Below are 17,118 nucleotides of genomic sequence, written 5' to 3' on the forward strand. Positions count from 1 at the left end.
CCGCCGCGCCGACCTTTTCGAATCGAATCAACCGAGGATCAGGATGCCTACCTATCGTTCACGTACTTCCACCCACGGACGCAACATGGCCGGCGCTCGCTCGCTGTGGCGCGCGACCGGAATGACCGACGCCGATTTCGACAAGCCGATCATCGCGGTCGTCAACTCGTTCACGCAGTTCGTGCCGGGCCACGTCCACCTGAAGGATCTCGGCCAGCTCGTCGCGCGCGAGATCGAAGCGGCCGGCGCGGTCGCGAAGGAATTCAACACGATCGCGATCGACGACGGCATCGCGATGGGCCACGACGGCATGCTGTACAGCCTGCCGTCGCGCGAACTCATTGCCGACAGCGTCGAGTACATGGTGAACGCGCACTGCGCGGATGCGATGGTGTGCATCTCGAACTGCGACAAGATCACGCCGGGGATGCTGATGGCCGCGATGCGCCTCAACATTCCGGTGATCTTCGTGTCGGGCGGGCCGATGGAGTCCGGCAAGCTGACCTTCCGCGGAAAGCGGCGGTCGTTCGACCTGATCGACGCGATGGTGGTGGCCGCCGATGAGCAGGTATCGGACGACGAGGTGCGCGCGGTCGAGAACGTCGCATGCCCGACCTGCGGCTCGTGCTCGGGCATGTTCACCGCGAACTCGATGAACTGCCTGGCCGAAGCGCTCGGGCTCGCGCTGCCGGGCAACGGCTCGGTGCTCGCAACGCACGCGGAGCGCAAACGGCTGTTCCTCGAGGCCGGCCGCGTGATCGTCGATCTCGCGCGCCGCTACTACGAGCAGGACGATGCGAGCGTGCTGCCGCGTTCGATCGCGACGCGCGATGCATTCGAGAACGCGATGACGCTCGACATCGCGATGGGTGGCTCGACGAACACGGTGCTGCACCTGCTGGCCGCCGCGCACGAAGGCGAAGTGCCGTTCACGATGGCCGACATCGACCGGCTGTCGCGCCGCGTGCCGGTGCTGTGCAAGGTCGCGCCGTCCGTGCAGGACGTGCACATGGAAGACGTGCATCGCGCCGGCGGCGTGATCGGGATCATGGGCGAACTGGATCGCGCGGGGCTGCTGAATACGACGCTGCCGACGGTTCATGCACCGAGCGTCGCGCACATGCTCGAGCGCTGGGACGTGATGCGCAATCGGGTCGATTCGGTCGCGCGCTTCTATCGCGCGGCGCCGGGCGGCGTGCGTTCGCACGTCGCGTTCAGCCAGGACAACCGCTACGACGAGCTCGATCTCGACCGCAAGACCGGCTGCATTCGCGACGCCGAGCATGCATTCTCGCGCGACGGCGGGCTCGCGGTGCTGTTCGGCAACATCGCGCGTGACGGCTGCATCGTGAAGACCGCCGGCGTCGACGGCGGGATGCTGCGCTTTTCCGGCATCGCACGCGTGTTCGAGGGGCAGGAGGAGGCGGTCGAGGGCATCCTCGGCGGTGCGGTCGGCCCGGGCGACGTCGTGATCGTCCGCTACGAGGGGCCGCGGGGCGGGCCCGGGATGCAGGAAATGCTGTATCCGACCAGCTACCTGAAATCGAAAGGGCTCGCGAAGCAGTGCGCGCTGATCACCGATGGCCGCTTCTCGGGCGGCTCGTCCGGACTGTCGATCGGGCACGTGTCGCCGGAGGCGGCCGAAGGCGGCGAGATCGGCCTGATCGAGAACGGCGACGTGATCGAGATCGACATCCCGAACCGCTCGATCCGTGTCGTCGTCGACGACGACGAGTTGCAGCGTCGTCGTGCGGCAATGGAAGAACGCGGCGAACGCGCGTGGCAGCCGGAGAAGCGGCAGCGCCGCGTGTCGGGTGCGTTGCGCGCGTATGCGGCGATGACCACCAGCGCCGCGCGCGGTGCGGTGCGCATCGTGAAGGGGTGATCATGCGGCCCGCCCCGATCCGTCCGGCAGCCGACGCGCAGGTCGACACCGTGCTCGTCACGGGCGGCCGCGCGCCGGCCGCGCATCACGGCTTCGTCAATCCGCCCGTCTATCGCGGCTCGACCGTGCTCGCGCCCAGCGTGGCCGATCTGCTCGGCTACACGCAGCCATACGTTTACGGCCGGCGCGGCACGCCGACGACCGCCGCGCTGCAGGACGCGGTGCTTGCGCTCGATCACGGCGCCGGCGTGGTGCTGTGCCCGTCGGGGCTCGCCGCGATCACGACCGCGCTGTCGTCGTGCCTGTCGGCTGGCGACCATCTGCTGATGACGGACGCGGTGTACCGGCCGGCCCGGCAGCTGTGCGACGGCGTGCTGCGGCGCGCGGGCATCGAGACTACGTACTTCGATCCGTGCGCGTCGGTCGACACGCTCGCCGCGCTGATCCGGCCGAACACGCGCGCGCTGTATCTCGAAGCGCCCGCGTCGCAGAGCATGGAGATGTGCGACGTGCCTGCGCTCGCCGCACTCGCGCACGACCGCGGGCTGGTGGTGCTGTTCGACAACACGTGGGCGACGCCGCTGTTCTTCGATGCGTTTGCGCACGGCGCCGATCTCGTGATCCAGGCCGGCACCAAGTATCTCGCCGGCCATGCCGACGTGATGATCGGCATGGTGTCGGCGTCGGCGCGCGCGCTGCCCGCGCTCGAGCAGTACCAGCGCGACACGGGGCAGTGCATCGGCTCGGACGATGCGTTTCTCGCGCTGCGGGGGGTGCGCACGCTCGGCGTGCGGATTCGCCAGCACCAGGCGAATGCGCTGCGCGTGGCGCGCTGGCTCGCGGCCCGCCCGGAAGTGCGGCGGGTGTGTTATCCGGCGCTCGAGGACGATCCCGGCCATGCGCTGTGGGCGCGCGACTTCAGTGGCGCGACCGGGCTGTTCTCCGTCGTGCTGCGGCCGGCACCCGCGCAGGCCGTCGCCGCGTTGCTCGAAGGGCTGGCCTATTTCGGGCTCGGCTATTCGTGGGGCGGCTACGAAAGCCTCGCGATGCCGTTCGACTGCTCGGCCTACCGCACCGCGACGCACTGGGATCCGGGCGGCCCGTGCGTGCGCTTTCACATCGGTCTCGAAAACGCCGACGACCTGATCGGCGATCTGGAGGCCGGTTTCGCCCGCTTCAACGACGCGCGCTGACGGGCCCGCCGCGCGCGGCCCGCACGCATTGCGCCCCATTCCGACGACGAGGAACCCCGTATGACGAAGCAACTCTGCCTGGGTGGATTCATGCGACCGATCTGCCTGCACACCGCGTGGTGGCGGCATCCCAGCGCGCCGACGCTCGCAAATTTCAACTGGCCGATCATCCGGTCGCTTGCGCAGAAGCTCGAGCACGCATGCTTCGACGCGGTCTTCACGGCCGACCATCTGGCGGTGATGCCGATGCCGCCGAACGCACTCAAGCGCAGCGGCACGATTACGTCGTACGACCCGCTCGTGATGCTGTCGGCGATCGCCGCGTGCACCGACCGCATCGGCCTGATCGCGACCGGCACGACGAGCTACGAGGATCCGTACCTGCTCGCACGCCGTTTCGCGTCGCTCGATCACCTGAGCGGCGGGCGCGCGGGCTGGAACATCGTCACGACCGTCAATCCGGAAGCCGCGCTCAATTTCGGGCTCGAGACGGCGTTGCGGCACGCGGAACGCTACGAGCGCGCGGAAGAGTTCTTCCAGGTCGTGACGGGGCTGTGGGACGGCTGGTCCGATCATGCGCTGGTGATGGACAAGGAAGCCGGTGTGTTCTCCGATCTCGACCGGATCCGGCCGCTCAACCACAAGGGCAAGTTCTTCTCGGTGAAGGGGCCGCTCAACGTTGCGCGGCCGGTCCAGGGCTGGCCGGTGATCGCGCTCGCCGGGGCGTCCGAGGAGGCGCGCGACATGGCCGCGCGATCGGCCGATCTCGTGTTCGGCAACGCACGCAGCATCGAGACGGGCCGCGCGTTCTATCGCGACGTGAAGTCGCGCGCGGTCGCGGCCGGACGCAATCCCGACCATCTGAAGGTCTTGCCCGCGAACCAGGTGTACGTCGGCCGCACGCGTGCCGAGGCGCTGGCGAAGAAGCGCTACATGGACGATCTCGTGCACGTCGACAGCAACATTCCGAACCTGTCGATCCGGCTCGGCGTCGACTGCTCGAAATTCGATCCCGACAAGCCGTTGCCTGAGCTGCCGCATACCGAACAAGGGCAGGGCAACCAGCGCGAATGGGCGGCGCTGGCGCGTCGCGAGGGGCTGACGGTGCGCGAGCTTGCGAAGCGGGCAGCCGAATCCGGCACCGGCGAAATGGTCGGCACGGCGTCGGAAATCGCCGACCAGATGGAGGAGTGGCTGATGACGGAGGCATGCGACGGCTTCATCGTCGTGTTCTACACGGTGCCCGACGGCTATGACGACTTCGTGACGATGGTGGTGCCCGAGCTGCAGCGGCGTGGCCTGTTCCGCACGCGCTACGAAGGCGCGACGCTGCGCGAGAACATCGGCCTGCCGCGGCCGAAGAGCCCGCTCGACTGAGCGGCGCCGCATCCGATTTCGTGACGGGAGACCGTAATGACCCATGAAGCTTCACCCAGACACACGTGGATGACGACGACCTATCGCCGCCGGCTGGGCGTGCTGAGCGACGCGGCCCACCTGCCGTTGCTCGGCCACGGGCTGTGCGGCGTCGAGCGCGAGACGCTGCGCGTCGATGCCGCCGGCCGGCTCGCGATGACGCAGCATCCGCGCGCGCTCGGCGCGGCGCTCACGCACCCGTCGATCACGACCGACTATGCGGAGCCGCTGCTCGAGTTCGTCACGCCGCCGCAGCACGACGCCGCCGACGTGATCGAGCGGCTCGACGAGCTGCATCGCTACGCGTGCGATGCGATCGGCGACGAGCTGCTGTGGAGCCAGTCGATGCCGTGTCCGCTCGACGACGATCGCCGCATTCCGATCGCGTGGTACGGCACGTCGAACCTCGGCATCCTGAAGCACGTGTACCGGCGCGGGCTCGCGTTCCGCTATGGCAAGGCGATGCAGTGCATCGCCGGGATTCACTACAACTATTCGCTCGCGGATGCCGTGTGGCCGCTGCTGCGCGACGGGCGCACGCCGGCCGGCCGCGACGGGCACGACGCGCGTTCGGCCGGCTATTTCGCGCTGATCCGCAATTTCCACCGCTACGGCTGGCTGCTGCTGTACCTGTTCGGTGCGTCGCCGGCGTTGTGCGCGGGCTTCGTCGCGGGCGACCTGCACGACCTCGACACGTTCGATGCACAGACGCTGTACCGGCCGTACGCGACGAGCCTGCGCATGAGCGACCTCGGTTACCAGAACCGGGTGCAGGGCGCGTTCGCGCCGTGCCTCGACACATTGCCGGCCTATCTGGAAGGGCTCGCGCGGGCCGTCGCGCAGCCGTGTCCCGAGTACCAGGCGATCGGTGCGAAGCGCGATGGCGAGTGGCTGCAGCTCAGCACGCACCTGCTGCAGATGGAGAACGAGTTCTATTCGGCGATTCGCCCGAAACGCACGGTGCGCAGCGGTGAACGGCCGCTCGATGCGTTGCGCGGCCGCGGCGTCGAGTACGTCGAAGTGCGGTGCCTCGATATCGATCCGTTTGCACCGCACGGCGTAGCGGAGACGACGTTGCGCTTCGTCGACGCATTCCTGCTGTTCTGCGCGCTCGACGACAGCCCGTGCTTCACGGATGCCGAACAGGACACGTGCCGGCGCAATTTCGCGACGGTTGCACGGGAGGGCCGGCGCCCGGGGCTCGAACTGCAGCGCGGCGGCGAACGCGTTGCGCTGCGCACCTGGGCGCACGAACTGCTCGCACGCGTTCACGAGGCGGCCGGTGTGCTGGATCTCCAGCGCGGCGACACGCGCACGACCGCGGCGCTCGATGCGCAATACGCGAAGCTCGACGATCCGCGGGCGACGCCGTCGGCACTTGTGCTCGACGCGCTGCACACGTTGCGCGACGACCCGCGCGGCGCGTGCTTTGCGTTCGGGATGCGGCAGTCGCGTACGCATACCGGGGACTTCCGCGCGCGGCCGCTGCCGGCTGACCTGAAGGCGCGATTCGATGCGACGGCGGCCGAGTCGCTGAGCCGCCAGGCCGATCTGGAACGCACGCAGATCGGCAATTTCGACGCGTTCCTCGCCGCGTATCACGCGGGAACGCTGAACCAGGAGTGCGGCGAGCCGGCGCGCGACGCGCGATGAGGCCGCTGCTGTACCGAATCCATTCCACGGAGGACAGATGAGCAGTATCGCGGAAATGAAAACCGAACGCGGGTTCTCGGCACGCGCGGCCGGCGCAGGCGCGCTGGCGTCGTTCGTCGGGTTCGCGTCGACATTCACGCTGATCGTGAATGCGCTGACGAACGTCGGCGCGACGCGCGCGCAGGCCGCGTCGGGCCTGATGGCCGTGTCGATCGTGATGGGGCTGGCCGGCATCGTGCTCAGCGTCCGGACCCGGATGCCCGTCAGCGTCGCGTGGTCGACGCCCGGTGCCGCGCTGCTGCTCGGCCTGGGCGCGGTGAAAGGCGGCTATCCGGCGGCGGTCGGGGCACTGGTGCTGACCGGCGTGCTGCTGACGCTGGCCGGGCTGTGGAAGCCGCTCGGCCGCGCGATCTCGAAGATCCCGTTGCCGATCGCGAACGCGATGCTCGCCGGGATCATCCTGAACCTGTGCGTCGCACCGGTGCATGCGCTCGCGCGGTACCCGCTGGTCGTCGCGCCGATCCTGCTCGTCTGGGTCGTCATGATGCGGATCCGCAAGATCCTCGCGGTGCCGTGCGCGGCAGTCGCGACACTGATCGTGATCGCGTTCATCGCAAAGACGGGAGGCATCGGTGCGGACGGCATGATGCCGCATCTCGCGCTCGTCGCGCCGGTGTTCTCGGCGGAGACGATGATGAGCGTCGCCGTGCCGCTGTTCATCGTGACGATGGCGTCGCAAAACATTCCGGGCGTCGCGGTGCTCAACGTGAACGGCTACCGGCCCGAAGCGTCGCGGCTGTTCGCCGCCACGGGGCTGTGCAGCCTGCTGGCGGCGCCGTTCGGCGCACCGCCGATCGGGCTGGCCGCGATCACCGCCGCGCTGTGCGCGGGCGACGAGGCCGGCCCCGACGAATCGCGCCGCTACTGGGCGGGCATCGTGTGCGGCGCCGCGTACATCGTGTACGGGCTGGCCGCGAGCGCGGCGACGCTCTTCATCGCGGTCGCACCGCCGATCATCATCGAGGCCGTTGCGGGCCTCGCGCTGATGAACGCGCTCGGCGGCGCGCTGCTCAACGCATTCACCGACAAGGAGGCGCGCGAAGCCGCGATCCTGACCTTCCTCGTGACGATCGCCGGCCACGCGTTCTTCGGCATCGGCGGCGCGTTCTGGGGGTTGCTGACCGGCATCGGCGTCACGTTCGTGCTGCGTCGCGCGCAGAGCCGGTGATGCCGCGCGAGCGCGCGGCCTGACGAAGTCCTGTTGCACTCATCAAAACAAAACGGAGCAGACATGCAGCACACCATCGTGAAAATGACCGCGACGCCGGTGTTCGCGCGCGGCGACGCCGAGATCGCCGGTGTCCGGTTGTCCGGCAAGCTGTCGGGCGTCATCGTCGAAATCGAGACGTCGCAGGGCGTGACCGGCCACGGCTTCACGGCGATCACCGACGAAGCGGTCGTGGCCGCCGCGATCGATCACGTTGCCGCGCCGAACCTGGTCGGGATGAACGTCGTCGAGCGCGAGCGGATTCTCGACAAGCTTTACTGGCTGCTGTGCCCGCGCGGGCAGACCGGCTACGCGGGGCACGTGATCTCCGCGATCGACATCGCGGTCTGGGACGCGATCGGCAAGATCGCCGGCATGCCGGTATGGAAAATGCTCGGCGGCGCGCGCCCGGTGGTGCCGCTGTACACGACGTTCGGCTTCGCGTCGCTCGAGCGCGCAGAGCTGACGCATGCCGCGCGCGCGCTCGTCGGCGCCGGGCACCGACGCATCAAGATGATCGTCGGCTATCACGCGCTGGCGCGCCGCAACGAAGGCCGGCCGCTCGACCAGGTCGTCGCTGACGACGTGGCGCGCGTGCGGGCCGTCCGCGATGCGGTGGGCGATGCCGCGGAAATCTACATCGACGCGAATTGCGGGCTCGACCACTATCACGCGCTGCGGCTCGCCGAGCGCGTGGCCGACTGCGACATCGGCTTTTTCGAGGAGCCGATTGCCGACAACGATCCCGTCAAGCTCGCCGACCTGAGAAAACGCGGCGGCATTCCGGTCGCGACCGGGCAGAGCGAGGGGCAGTTGTTCCGGTTCCGCGATTTCCTCGTGAACGAGTCCGTCGACATCCTGCAGCCCAACGTATGCGTGTGCGGCGGCTTTTCGGTCGCGGCGCGTGCGGCCGCGCTCGCGCAGGCGTTCGGCGTGCCGATCGACAACGGCGGCACGTTCCCGTTCCACAACATGCACCTGCACGGCGGGCTCGCGAACGGCGGGTCGGTCGAGTGGCACGTTGTCGCGGTGGAGATCTGCCGGAACCTGTTTACCGGCCTGCCGGCCGAGCAGGACGGCACGCTGGCGCTGCCGGATGCGCCGGGCCTCGGCTTCGGCATCAATCGCGACGGCGTGCGCGAATTTTCGTCCGGCCCCGGATCGCTGGGGCACGGCAAGGCCTGACCGGCGGCCGGTGCGTGCCCGCCGCGGTGCGCGGACAGGCTGCGATGCGCTTGCAGTTGCCGGAGGTGAGTGTGCCGGTGGACGACATCGGCGGCACGATCCACGCGCACCCGACGCTCGGCGAAGTGCCGCGGGGGCTGCATTGAGCGCGCTCACGTAGGCGTTGCAAGTGTGATCCAGCGTGGATCCGACTGGTGGGACGGAGCCCCGATACGCGGGGCTTCTTTGTTTGCGTTGGCAACGGATGCCATGCTTGGTTGGCCGGCTACCGGACGGGGTGCTGCGTTTCTACCCGGAAGATGGACGAGCAAGCGGTCTTTTCGATCGGATGCGACGGCGCCGACAAATGGACGAGCATGCCCGACGCTTTAAATGACCGAGCAACTCGAGCGCGCGTATTGACGCGCGTATGGATGGTCGAGCCGTGAGCGGATGGCGAATCGGTCTCGAGCGTTGACCGTTCTCGGGATTAATTTTGTCTCGTTTGAGGTGCGAGGGTTCGCACGATGTTGATGAAGCTGGCGAGGACGTGCCCGATATCGTCTTTCCGCCACACAAGACCCGTTTCAACGATGGATGGCCCGTGTGCCAGAGGGCGATAGACGACGCCCGTGCGTCGCAAGTTGCGAAGCGATTGCGGAACCAGGGCGACGCCCATGCCGGCGGAAACGAGACTGACGATTGTTTGCATCTGGATCGCTTCTTGACCAATGCGAGGAACGACGCCGGCAGAACTGTAGCACTCCATAATGGTGTCGTAGAAAGCCGGTGCGAGATGCCGCGGGAAAATCACGAGCGGAAGCGCTGCGACGTCTGGCAGATGAATGGGTACGTCCTCGGGTGCGTTCGACGCGCCGGCCGGCATCGCGAGCACGAGTGGTTCGCTCAAGACCGGAAAATACGATATTTCAGCCGCGTAGCGCGGCGATACTGGCGGGATAATCAGGCCCGCGTCGATGCGGCCTGCGACCAGCGCGTCGATTTGAACGTCGCTTGTCGCTTCGGTGAGTTGCAGCCGCACTAGCGGATAGCGGGCGCCGAATTCGCGTAGCAGCGATGGCAGGAGCCCGTAATCGGCAATGGAAACAAATGCGAATGACAGTTTCCCGGTTTCGCCGCGCGCGAGGCTCTGCGCGAGTCGCGGAAGCGCTTCAGCCTCAGCGAGCAGTTTGCGCGCCTCGGGGAGCAACGCTTCGCCGACCGGGGTGAGTGCAACCGTTCGGTTCGTGCGCGCAAATAAAACGACGCCGAGTTCCCGCTCCAGGGAACGAATTGCCTGTGAGAGGGGAGGTTGGGTGATTGAAAGACGCACGGCCGCGCGGCCGAAGTGCCGCTCTTCAGCAACTGCCACGAAGTAGTACCACTGGCGTAGATCGGGAGGGGAATTGAACATTCTCGTGAAATGCGACTAATAGCGATGAACAATATATTGGACAAGCGGTATCTAGCGCGTGGGTTTTCCGGTCCGCATGTCGAAAATGGGCAGACTGCCCTTTGAAGGCACCCGATATCCCCTTCCACTCTGTAATTCTCGCGAATGATGGTCTCGTAGCAGCCTGGTATCGCGTTGTCATTCAGGAAGAGCGCGCCTCGGTCTGTTTGATTATTTTTCATCACCTTGATGTGACGAGTGAGCGGACACAAGTGGGATTTTACCTAACTCGGCGATCTGATTTTAGCCCTCTTCGAGAAGCGGCGATTTTCATGGTCGTGAGGGCGGTAATGGGCAGCGGAATCTTATCGGTGGTTCCAGCCGACTGAATGCCAAGGCAGGGCGGCTGACGAGAATCTCGCGCGAGCAGCACGACGAGTTGGGTATTTTTCCAGATGCGGCCCATCCAGGTGACGATAGAGACGAGCGTCCCATCGACGGTCAAATCGAAGGAAAGCACTTCGGGGGCGTCCTGTGTGAGCCGGGCCAAGCGTTGTCCTCAGGCAGGCAAACTTCGCTCGCGTCCGCGCCGGCAACCCGTGTTGGCTAGTCGCCATTTTGTATGCTCGCGACGGGTGTATCCGCCGCTATCCCGCTGTACCTGTTATTGAGCGCTGTGACGTAACACAGCAGGTCTTCAGTGCGCCCTTCTGAAACGACTTGCTCATCAAAGGTCGACACACGAGTTGAAAGAGGCTCGCGCGCCCAGAACGATCAGAAAGCTGACTCACGGATTGGTCCGGGCTTGGGTTTGCGGATTGACTTGTGCTGTTTCTCGCTCTGATATCGTTATCGATACGCTCACTAATCCATGCCCACACGAGTGAATTTTGGCGAGCCGCTTCGAGGGCTATTTCTGCCGCGACGTCATAGTCGCTGCCGTTGGCATTCGCTCCGAACATCTGCTTTGTTCGATTGACGTTCACGTCGCGCTGCCTGCTGGAAGCCCCGGCAGCATTTATTTCAGCTTGTAGTTTTTGACGCTACTTTCTCTGGGCGAGCCTGTTCTGCCCCTGCGTCTACTCGTGATATCCGTCGACTGCTGTTCCCTGTTCATGTCGGAACCGATACCGCCAGCCTCGCGGGTTTCGCGCCGGATCTGCCCGGCCTGTGTTCCCGCCACGGTCGCGGCGGGTTGCTGGGTGGCCGCGGATCGGGTGCCGAAGGATCACGTCGGCGTGATCAGCGGGATGACCAAACTGGTCGGAACGGAGGCAGCGTCGGCGCAAGTGCCGACGGGCGTCGCCCTTCCGGGTGACTGCTTGCGGTCCGGTGCAGCGGATCGCCGGCGCAGCGCGATCGTGCGACGCGATTCATTCGGGTAAATTCGAACGCCTGATTGACAGGCGGCACGAGGTTGACTAGATTCATCGCATGAACGCACGTTTCGTCACGACCACCACGACCACCACCACGACCGCCAATGGCGGGCTGGGGGGAGGTTGCACGTCGTAGATCCATGCGTCGATCATCCCCAGAAGCCCCGCCGGAAACGGACGGGGCTTTTTTCATGCTCCGTTCGACCGGCACCTGACGTCAACGGAGAACGTGATGGACGATTTCGATCATCGAGTGCTTGGCAACAGGCTCGATCTGTTTCACCAGCAGGATGAAAGCCCGGGTGCCATTTTCTGGCATCCGCGCGGCATGATCCTTTTTCGCGTCGTCGAGGAATATATTCGTGTCCGGATGCGGCAGGCCGGCTTCGCAGAAGTCAGGACACCTCAGATTGTCTCGCGCGAGCTATGGGAGCAGAGCGGTCATTGGGAGAAGTTCGGGCGAAACATGTTTTCGCTCGAGAGCGACAGCAAGCCATACTGCCTGAAGCCGATGAGCTGCCCGGGCCATGTACAGGTTTTCAGGAAAGGCACGCGTTCGTATCGCGATCTGCCGGTCCGGTATGCGGAGTTCGGCGCGGTTCACCGGGCGGAGCCGTCGGGGGCATTGCACGGCCTCATGCGTGCCCGTGCGTTCACGCAGGACGACGCCCACGTGCTGTGCATGCCCGATCAGGTCGAGGCCGAAGTGGCGCGCTTCTGCATGCTGCTGAAGACGATCTACGCAGACTTCGGGTTCGACGGATTCGACGTGGCGCTGTCGACGCGGCCGGCGCTTCGAGCCGGCGACGATGCGGTGTGGGATCGCGCGGAAGCGATGCTGGCGTCCGCTGCGCGAGCGGCGGGCCTGGATTTCGCGGTCCTGGCGGGCGAAGGCGCGTTCTACGGCCCCAAACTCGAGTTTCATTTGCTCGACCGTCAGGGGCGGAAGTGGCAGTGCGGAACGATTCAGCTCGACTTCGTGTTGCCGGAGCGGCTCGGCGCAACCTATGTTGCGGAGGACGGTGCGAAGGCCACGCCCGTCATGTTGCATCACGCGGTGCTCGGGAGCCTCGAACGGTTCATCGGGATTCTGCTCGAGCACTATGAAGGGTGGCTGCCGACGTGGCTGGCGCCGGATCAGATCGTCGTCGCGAACATCGGGGAGGGCGACCGCGCGTTTGCCGACGATACGGCGTTCGCCTTCGAAGAAATCGGTTGCCGGGTGCTGCGGGATTTTCGTTCGGAACGCTTGCCACGCAAGATCTTCGATGCGCGGGAGTTGGCCGCGCCGATCGTCGCGGTAACGGGGCGGAAGGAGGCGCTCGCCGGCGAGGTGTCGTTGCGGACGAGAGGCGGGGAGCAGCACGTGCTGAAGCTCGACGATGCGCTGGCTTACCTGAAGCAGCAGGCACGCGCGCCGTCAGCGACGCGCGTGTTTCGTCCGCCGGTTTGAGCGGACGGCGGAGCCCGTCCATGTGTCGTCGCGGCATGGACGGGTATCGGAGTGTCGGCAGGTGGGCCGTGTTCCGGCGGGTACGCCGGAGGCGGCGCATGCTACCGGGTCCTTCGGAACCGCCCGCTCGCACACTTGAACCACAGCCGCACGGCCCCGACTCCGCCCGCCACCGGAATCCGCGGCAGCAGAAACGGATCGTCGGCCGCGCTGGCACATCCGCGCCGGGTGGTCGTCGCGTTGCCGTACCCGGCGTCCATGACCTGGTCGCGCACGCGCGCGTCCAGGTCGCCGTACGGATAGCAGAACGATTCGACACGCTGGCCGCTCAGCATTTCGAGTTGCCGCTTCGATTCGGTCAGCTGGAAGTCCGATACGGGCGTCGGCACATACGACAGCGCGACGTGATCCAGCGTATGCGAGCCGATTTCATGGCCGTGATCGCGCCACGCGAGCATATCCTCGCGCGTCATCAGCGGCGAGCGTGCCGTATGGGCATCTGCGTCCCAGTCGTTCGCCCCGCCGAACCGGCCGGCGACGAAGTAGCAGGTCGCGGTGAACCCGAGCGCGTCCAGCACGGGCATCGCGTGCGTCAGCACGTTGAGGAAGCCGTCATCGAACGAAATGCCGAAGACCTTGCCCTTGCGCTCCCCGCGCAGGTACGGCTGGAGTTCGCGCACGCTCACACCGCGGTAGCCGAGCCGCTTGAACAGCGTCATCTGGCGGCGGAACGCGTCGGGGGCGACGCTCAGGCCGCGCAGCCGGTCGGGCGGCGGCGGCAGCGGGCGGATCTGGTGATACATCAGGATCGGATAGCGTGGGGTGCGCGCAAGCATCGGCGGATCGCGGGAAAGCGGGGTTACGCGGCCTTGCGGAAAATCCGCAGGGTCTTGAAGTCGCCGACCTCGACGAAATCGGCATTCGCCGCCCATTGCGCAATGATCGGCTCGGCCTTCCGGTACGCCGACGAACCCTTGTAGAACAGCAGGTGGCCGTTGGGCGTGGTATGGCGTGCGAACAGGTCGAGCACCTCTTCGTCGGTCTTCGCGCCGTAGCGGCTGTTCGACTCGTCGCGGAATTCGCACAGATGGAACAGCGTGACGACGTCGAATGTCGGCAGCAGGCCCGAATTGCTCGTGTAGATGTCGCCGAAATACGCGAGATAGGTCTTGCTCACCTCGGGTTGCCGCGTGACGAGATCGACATACGATTTGTATTCCTTCGGCGACGCCGTCACGCCGAAGACGGTGTTGTTCAGGTGCGGCCGCGCGCATTCGACGCCGACATGGTGATGGCCGCCGGTGCCGAAGTGATAGATGCGCACGCCCTTGAGGCGCACGGATTCCAGCCATTCGACGAAGTGCACGTCGCACGGGCATTCCTGCGTGCGCAGATCCCAGTACTTCTTCCAGATATTCATTGCCATTTCGTGGTTCCCAGGGATGTCACCCAGCGATAGGGGTTGTGTCGAATCGAGTTCTGATAGACGGACAAGGTCGCCTCGACGAATTTGTCGAACGAGAATTCGTGCTTGCCTTTCAGCCGCGCGCTGCGCCCCATGGCGCGAACGCAGCCTGGTTCCCGCACGATCGCGCGCAGGATCGCCTCGATCGCTTTGGGCTCGCGCGGCGGGACGACCCACCCGTCCACGCCCGGCTCGACGTTCTCGGGCAGCCCGCCCACGCGCGTCACGATGGCCGGGCAGCCGAGCGACATCGCTTCGCGGCACGCGTACGACAGGCTCTCGTGGTACGACAGGACGAACGACACGTCGATGATCGAGAACGGTGTCCGTACGTCGTCGAGCCGTCCGGTGAAGGCGGTGCGCGACGCCATGCCGTGCCGCGCGATCTGCTCGCGTTGCTCGCCGGAGGGCTCCGCGCCGACCAGCAGTACGCGAAACCGATCGCGCTCGGGTTCGGGCAGGCGGCCGAGCGCCGCGATCAGATCCATCCAGCCTTTTTCCGGCGCAGTGCCGGCGCTGCTGCCCAGCACGATCGCATCCGCACCGGACGACCCGAACAGCGCGATCTTGCGGCGGCGGAGCTCGTCGCCCGCCAGCCGTTCGGCAGCCGGCCGGCGCACGCCGTGCTTGACCACCGTCACGTTTCCATACGGCGAGCGCAGCGCGAGCATGCTCGCGACGTAGTCGCTGACCGCGATCGTGTGGTCGGTGGCCAGCCGGGCGCGCAACTGGTTGCCGAAGCTGTCGGCGCGATAGGTGTTGTGCTTGGTCAGCACGACCGCGGGCCGGTACCGGCACCCGAGCAGCGCCAGCATCACCTGCCGGTGATCGGCGGACCCGTTGACGTGGATGACGTCGAAGCGCTCGGCGACGATCCGCTGGCGCAGCCGGACGATTTCCTGGCAGAGCCGGTTCCAGCGCGGCTTGAATTCCATGTCGAAGATGGCCACGCCGGGACTGTCCTTCAACAGTCGCGACAGGCGGCTCCCCTCCGGCGACGCGACGGTCACGCTGTGATGGCGGCTCATCGCGACGGCGAGATCGCGGACGTAGGTGTCCTGGCCGCCGCCGTAATCGCCGTGGAAGTTGGTGTACAGAATGTTCATCACGATGCCGTTTTTTCTCGATCGCTCACTTCAAAGGAATCCTGATGAAATGAACGACTCAGCCTGATGGGAGCAATGACTCGAACACGGTGCTGCATTTCCGGCTCTGGATCGCGCATTGACGTCAAGGGATGGCGTCAAGGCGAAACATTTCCAAATATTACATATCGTTTACGTGCCGTAGTGTCGAGGTCTGCGCATCTTTGTGAAAATGTGTCGCGATCGCTTGATCGTGTCGCCACCGGCGTGACGATCTCCGGTGAACCAGACTGGAAGATGTGCCCCCGGGATTTGATCTCGACGGGCGCTTTCCATATAATGCGACGAATTAGTCCGGTTATCTCTGCAAGCATGGCTCGCACACGCAACGAAAACCTTCATCGGCAGCGCCGGGAGCAGGTCCTTGCCGCGGCCGCCCGAGTCTTCAAGGCCAAGGGGTTCCACGGCGCGCGCACCGAAGATATTTGCGCGGCGGCCGACATGAGCGCGGGCGCGGTGTTCCGCTACTTCGCCGACAAGCGCGAGATGATCGACGCGATCATCGTGGCCGAGGTCGAGCGCTATACGCGGGATGTCGAGCGTTTTCTGAACCGGGAAGGGTTGACGCGGCTCGCCCGCATCACGGCCGACGAACTGGCCGGGATGACGGGGCAGACCGATGGCGGCCTCGGTGTCGACAGCTGGCTCGAACTTGCGCGCGACGCCGACCGCCGTCCCGATTTCGTCGCACTCGACCGGAAGTTGCGCGGGGAGTTCGCGCGCGTGCTGGCGAGCGGCCAGGCCGATGGCTGGGTCAGGCCATCGTTGGATCCGGCCGGGGCCGCGAACATCGTCTTCTCGCTGTTCAACGGCCTGTGGCTCGACCAGAGCCTCGGGACCGCGAGCGACATCGAGCACATGGCCGCCGCGCTCGGCGACTTCTTCCGGACCTACGTCCTGGTTTCCTGACACCCCACGCTGCCCTTCATGAGGAACATCGCATCATGCAGACAATGACGCCCGACGTCGTTCACGCATCGGCCCGCCCGCCCGGGTCGTTTTTTTTGCTCATTAACGAGACGAAGTACTCCGTTTATTATTGGATACATGCGCTTGCAGGCTTGCTCAAACGGTGCAGCCGGTTGTTGCCGATCGTGTGCGTCCTCCTGCTCGGTGCCTGCGCGACGCCGCCGGAGGTGGTGAAGTCCGGCGAGGCGGTGTCCTATCGCGGGCTCGTGAAAAGCGGCGAGCATGGCATGGCGGTGCCGCCGCGGCCGGCCGATCTGGGCCGCTATGAGCGGGTCGTCGTCGAGTCGGTGCAGGCCACGCCGTCCGTATCGGCCGACGTGTCACCCGACGAGGTTCAGGCGGTGCGGGATGTGCTGCAGCACAGCCTGGAAGCGGAACTGCACAAGCGCTTCGCCGCGCCGGCGAGCGGCGATGCCGGCCCCTCGCTCACCGTTCGCGTTCGCATCACGCGCGTGGCCGACGCGTCGCCGCTGCTCAATATCGTGACGACGTCGTTGATCTTGTGGCCGGTCAGCACGGGCGGCCTGTCGATCGAGGTCGAAGCGCTCGATGGCCGCACGCGCCGGCAGGAAGCGTTGCTGCTGCTGGCCGACGATGGCGGCGCACGGGATTTGATGGGCAGCTTCCAGCGCACCGGTCATGCGCGCGCGCTCGCGCAACGGTTTGCCGCCGAGGCGGCGGACTTTCTCGCACAGTTCGGCCGGGCCCCCGCGCCCTGACGCATCCACGGGCCTGC

General features: G+C 66.1%; 14 protein-coding genes. 9 read left to right on the plus strand and 5 right to left on the minus strand.

Going from position 1 to position 17,118, the window contains the following annotated elements; translation table 11 throughout:
• The first annotated feature begins 43 nt into the window (after positions 1-43).
• The 6 genes from ilvD to OHZ10_RS19180 all read left to right on the plus strand — a co-directional run bounded on the left by ilvD (position 44) and on the right by OHZ10_RS19180 (position 8,599).
• The gene (gene ilvD / locus OHZ10_RS19155) at positions 44-1,885 is read left to right on the plus strand and encodes a dihydroxy-acid dehydratase (RefSeq protein ID WP_174993991.1); all 1,842 of its coding nucleotides are present in this window, start codon (positions 44-46) and stop codon (positions 1,883-1,885) included.
• Positions 1,886-1,887: 2 nt separating this feature from the next.
• Positions 1,888-3,078: a cystathionine beta-lyase gene (metC, locus tag OHZ10_RS19160; protein WP_342705556.1), complete on the plus strand. Its 1,191-nt coding sequence runs from the start codon at positions 1,888-1,890 to the stop codon at positions 3,076-3,078.
• A 60-nt stretch (positions 3,079-3,138) separates the two neighbouring features.
• A complete protein-coding gene (locus tag OHZ10_RS19165) occupies positions 3,139-4,455 on the plus strand; it encodes an LLM class flavin-dependent oxidoreductase (RefSeq protein ID WP_059238127.1) in 1,317 nt (438 codons plus the stop codon).
• A gap of 69 nt (positions 4,456-4,524) precedes the next feature.
• A complete protein-coding gene (gene gshA / locus OHZ10_RS19170) occupies positions 4,525-6,147 on the plus strand; it encodes a glutamate--cysteine ligase (RefSeq protein WP_174994021.1) in 1,623 nt (540 codons plus the stop codon).
• 37 nt (positions 6,148-6,184) lie between these two features.
• Positions 6,185-7,375: a benzoate/H(+) symporter BenE family transporter gene (locus OHZ10_RS19175; RefSeq protein WP_059238123.1), complete on the plus strand. Its 1,191-nt coding sequence runs from the start codon at positions 6,185-6,187 to the stop codon at positions 7,373-7,375.
• 63 nt (positions 7,376-7,438) lie between these two features.
• On the plus strand, positions 7,439-8,599 hold the full coding sequence (locus OHZ10_RS19180; RefSeq protein ID WP_059238122.1) for a mandelate racemase/muconate lactonizing enzyme family protein: 1,161 nt from the start codon (positions 7,439-7,441) through the stop codon (positions 8,597-8,599).
• Between the two features lie 469 nt (positions 8,600-9,068).
• On the opposite strand, the gene OHZ10_RS19185 is transcribed toward OHZ10_RS19180, so the two are convergent.
• The gene (locus OHZ10_RS19185; protein ID WP_342705557.1) at positions 9,069-9,992 is read right to left on the minus strand and encodes a LysR family transcriptional regulator; all 924 of its coding nucleotides are present in this window, start codon (positions 9,990-9,992) and stop codon (positions 9,069-9,071) included.
• A gap of 259 nt (positions 9,993-10,251) precedes the next feature.
• Positions 10,252-10,521, minus strand: a complete 270-nt coding sequence (locus OHZ10_RS19190) for a hypothetical protein (RefSeq protein ID WP_342705558.1) — start codon at positions 10,519-10,521, stop codon at positions 10,252-10,254.
• A gap of 1,061 nt (positions 10,522-11,582) precedes the next feature.
• Between OHZ10_RS19190 and thrS the strand changes: the two genes are divergently transcribed.
• Positions 11,583-12,803: a threonine--tRNA ligase gene (gene thrS, locus OHZ10_RS19195; RefSeq protein WP_342705559.1), complete on the plus strand. Its 1,221-nt coding sequence runs from the start codon at positions 11,583-11,585 to the stop codon at positions 12,801-12,803.
• A 101-nt stretch (positions 12,804-12,904) separates the two neighbouring features.
• Here the strand turns inward: thrS and OHZ10_RS19200 are convergent, their stop codons facing one another.
• From OHZ10_RS19200 to OHZ10_RS19210, 3 genes are read right to left on the minus strand one after another with little or no spacing between them, the layout of a single operon-like run.
• Complete coding sequence (locus tag OHZ10_RS19200; RefSeq protein ID WP_340625519.1) at positions 12,905-13,639, minus strand: polysaccharide deacetylase family protein; 735 nt, start codon at positions 13,637-13,639, stop codon at positions 12,905-12,907.
• 23 nt (positions 13,640-13,662) lie between these two features.
• The gene (locus OHZ10_RS19205; protein ID WP_342705560.1) at positions 13,663-14,223 is read right to left on the minus strand and encodes a hypothetical protein; all 561 of its coding nucleotides are present in this window, start codon (positions 14,221-14,223) and stop codon (positions 13,663-13,665) included.
• Positions 14,220-15,374 carry a glycosyltransferase gene (locus tag OHZ10_RS19210; RefSeq protein ID WP_342706016.1) on the minus strand — a complete coding sequence of 385 codons (1,155 nt, stop codon included), beginning with the start codon at positions 15,372-15,374 and terminating at the stop codon, positions 14,220-14,222. Before OHZ10_RS19210 ends, OHZ10_RS19205 begins: the two co-directional genes overlap by 4 nt.
• Positions 15,375-15,587: 213 nt before the next feature.
• Here OHZ10_RS19210 and OHZ10_RS19215 point away from each other — a divergent pair, with 213 nt between their 5' ends.
• Together OHZ10_RS19215 and OHZ10_RS19220 are read left to right on the plus strand one after the other, a co-directional pair.
• Entirely contained in the window at positions 15,588-16,322 is a 735-nt protein-coding gene (locus OHZ10_RS19215) for a TetR/AcrR family transcriptional regulator (protein WP_342705561.1), read from the plus strand.
• A 35-nt stretch (positions 16,323-16,357) separates the two neighbouring features.
• Positions 16,358-17,101, plus strand: coding sequence for a DUF3313 family protein (locus OHZ10_RS19220; RefSeq protein ID WP_174993994.1), 744 nt, complete (start codon positions 16,358-16,360; stop codon positions 17,099-17,101).
• The last annotated feature ends 17 nt before the right edge of the window (positions 17,102-17,118 follow it).

This window comes from Burkholderia arboris (assembly GCF_038723655.1).
GTDB classification, from domain to species: Bacteria; Pseudomonadota; Gammaproteobacteria; order Burkholderiales; family Burkholderiaceae; genus Burkholderia; species Burkholderia arboris.

Bases quoted from the DNA above. Each gene is read 5' to 3' on its own strand.
- OHZ10_RS19205 (WP_342705560.1), bottom strand. From the start codon at position 14,223: ATGAATATCTGGAAGAAGTACTGGGATCTGCGCACGCAGGAATGCCCG.
- OHZ10_RS19165 (WP_059238127.1), top strand. From the start codon at position 3,139: ATGACGAAGCAACTCTGCCTGGGTGGATTCATGCGACCGATCTGCCTG.
- OHZ10_RS19220 (WP_174993994.1), top strand. From the start codon at position 16,358: ATGCAGACAATGACGCCCGACGTCGTTCACGCATCGGCCCGCCCGCCC.
- OHZ10_RS19200 (WP_340625519.1), bottom strand. From the start codon at position 13,639: ATGCTTGCGCGCACCCCACGCTATCCGATCCTGATGTATCACCAGATC.
- gshA (WP_174994021.1), top strand. From the start codon at position 4,525: ATGACGACGACCTATCGCCGCCGGCTGGGCGTGCTGAGCGACGCGGCC.
- OHZ10_RS19180 (WP_059238122.1), top strand. From the start codon at position 7,439: ATGCAGCACACCATCGTGAAAATGACCGCGACGCCGGTGTTCGCGCGC.
- thrS (WP_342705559.1), top strand. From the start codon at position 11,583: ATGGACGATTTCGATCATCGAGTGCTTGGCAACAGGCTCGATCTGTTT.
- OHZ10_RS19175 (WP_059238123.1), top strand. From the start codon at position 6,185: ATGAGCAGTATCGCGGAAATGAAAACCGAACGCGGGTTCTCGGCACGC.
- metC (WP_342705556.1), top strand. From the start codon at position 1,888: ATGCGGCCCGCCCCGATCCGTCCGGCAGCCGACGCGCAGGTCGACACC.
- ilvD (WP_174993991.1), top strand. From the start codon at position 44: ATGCCTACCTATCGTTCACGTACTTCCACCCACGGACGCAACATGGCC.
- OHZ10_RS19185 (WP_342705557.1), bottom strand. From the start codon at position 9,992: ATGTTCAATTCCCCTCCCGATCTACGCCAGTGGTACTACTTCGTGGCA.
- OHZ10_RS19210 (WP_342706016.1), bottom strand. From the start codon at position 15,374: ATGAACATTCTGTACACCAACTTCCACGGCGATTACGGCGGCGGCCAG.